Raw genomic sequence first — 2,024 nt, 5'->3', positions numbered from 1 at the left:
TGCACAAACTGCTCGGATCCCACGATGCCCAGCTTGGTCACCCCCAGACGCTGCGACTCCGCCAGCACCATCGCCACCGGCTCATACCCAGCGTCCTTGTTCGGCTTGATATGAAACTCCGGCTGCGGCGCCCGCGCCGCCGCTTCCGTCAGCTTCTTCTCCAAGGCCTCCCGGTTCGCCAAGCGCTCCCCGTTCCACAAGATCCCGTTGTCCGGCGCAATGTCTATCTGCACCACCACCGGCTTCTCCATCGGCTTCGCCGGACTGCTCACCGGCATGTCCAGCTTCACCGCGTGCGTCTGGATCGGAATCGTGATGATCAGCATGATCAGCAGCACCAGCATCACGTCGATCAGCGGCGTGGTGTTCATTTCCACCATCAGGTCGTCGTCGGACGAGCCTACGTTCATTCCCATCTTCCTGCCCCTTCTAGTTCCGCGGCGGCGGTTCGGTAATAAAAGCGATCTTCACGATCCCCGCCTGCTGCACCGCCAGCACGATCCGGCCTATCGGGCTGTACTTCGCCCCCAGGTCGCCCCGAATGTGCACTTCCGGTTGCGGGTCCTTCTTCGCCTCCTTCACCAGCCGCGCCAGCAGTTCTTCCTGCGTCTTCACCGGCGTGGTGTTCCAGTAGATGGTGTTGCCGGTGTCCACGCCCAGCACGATGTTCTCCGGCTTGGTCTGCGTCGGGATGTTGCTTTCCTTCGGCAAGGCCATCTTCACCGTCTGCGTCACCACCGGCACCGTGATCAGGAAGATGATCAGCAGCACCAGCATCACGTCCACCAGCGGCGTGGTGTTGATCGCGGACATCACCGCGTCTTCGTCGCCCTTGCCGTGGCCTTGGCCGAATCTTGCGTTGCGCCCTTTCATCGTCGCCGCCTCAGCGCGCGTTCAGCAGGCTGGCATGCAGGCGGCCGGCCACCACTCGCACCATGTCCAGCACCAGCTTGTTGCGACGCACCAGCCAGTTGTATCCCAGCACCGCCGGCACCGCCACGCCCAGGCCGATCGCGGTCATGATCAGCGCTTCGCCCACCGGGCCCGCCACTTTGTCGATCGACGCCTGACCCGACATGCCGATCGCCGTCAGCGCGTGGTAGATGCCCCATACCGTGCCGAACAGGCCGACAAACGGCGCGGTGGAGCCGACGGTGGCCACTACCGACAGGCCGTTTTGCATATGGTGACTGGCGGAGTCCACCGCGTCGGAGATGGCCATCGACACCCAGGTGTTGAGGTCCACGCGCCCGGCCAGTTCGCCCTTGTGCTCGGCCGCCGCTTCAATGCCGGCTGCCGCCACCGCGCTGAACATGCCTTCGTCGGCCAGTTCGCTGGCGCGTTTTTGCAGTTCCGCGCCGTGCGATTCCAGCAGCTCGCGGCCTTGCTTGAGCAGGCGGCGTTGTTCCAGCAGTTTGACGATGCCCACGTACCAGGTGGCCGCGGACATGATCAGCAGAATGATCAGGGTGCCGCGCGCGACGATGTCGCCTTGCGCCCATAGGGCGTCGATGCCGTACGGGTTGCTGGTCACGTGGGCGGTTTCGGCGGCCAGGGCGTTCAGGCTGCTCAGCAGAGCCACGGCGGTGAAGGCGATGCGGGTGATTTTGCTCATGTTCTGGTTCTCCTAAAGATTGCTTGTTCCGGTCGCGGCGCGCTCGCGCTCATTCGCCGGAATCGAGTTTGAAGCCGAATTCCTGGCTCAACAGGCTGTTGGGTTTGCAGCTGTAGCCTTGCAGCGCGGCGCTGATCGCCGACTGGAAGCCGCTGCGGTAGCGCGGCGGAATGCCGCCGTCGAACGAAATATTGGCGATGTGGCTGAAGCGGCCGTTGTCGCCCACCTGGAAGGCCACGCGCACCACGCCCTGGATCTCGTCCTGCTGCGCCTTGCTCGGGTACTCCGGCGCTTGCAGCTGGCTGCAGTTGGCCTTGGCCGACACCGGGCCCTTGGGCGCTTCCACCGCCGGGGCGGGGGTGGGCGCGGGCTGCGGGGCCGGGTCCGAGGTGGTGGACTGGATGGCGTT

At 64.8% G+C, this 2,024-nt stretch carries 4 protein-coding genes; all 4 read right to left on the bottom strand.

The annotated features are described in order from the left end of the window. Positions 1-410 (bottom strand): biopolymer transporter ExbD (locus tag MOV80_RS23195; protein ID WP_249605553.1); only part of this gene is annotated, 410 nt, incomplete at its 3' end. Positions 411-429: 19 nt separating this feature from the next. Then, positions 430-873 (bottom strand): biopolymer transporter ExbD, encoded by a 444-nt coding sequence (locus MOV80_RS23190; protein WP_043631007.1) that lies wholly within the window; start codon positions 871-873, stop codon positions 430-432. 10 nt (positions 874-883) lie between these two features. Then, positions 884-1,615, bottom strand: a complete 732-nt coding sequence (locus MOV80_RS23185; RefSeq protein ID WP_249605552.1) for a MotA/TolQ/ExbB proton channel family protein — start codon at positions 1,613-1,615, stop codon at positions 884-886. A 49-nt stretch (positions 1,616-1,664) separates the two neighbouring features. After that, the coding region (locus MOV80_RS23180; RefSeq protein WP_249605551.1) for an energy transducer TonB at positions 1,665-2,024 on the bottom strand (360 nt) is incomplete at its 5' end.

Source organism: Chromobacterium sp. IRSSSOUMB001 (assembly GCF_023507765.1).
Taxonomy (GTDB): Bacteria; Pseudomonadota; Gammaproteobacteria; order Burkholderiales; family Chromobacteriaceae; genus Chromobacterium; species Chromobacterium haemolyticum.
Note: the sequence above shows the minus strand (reverse complement) of the source record. Positions and strands in the feature narration are given on the sequence as shown.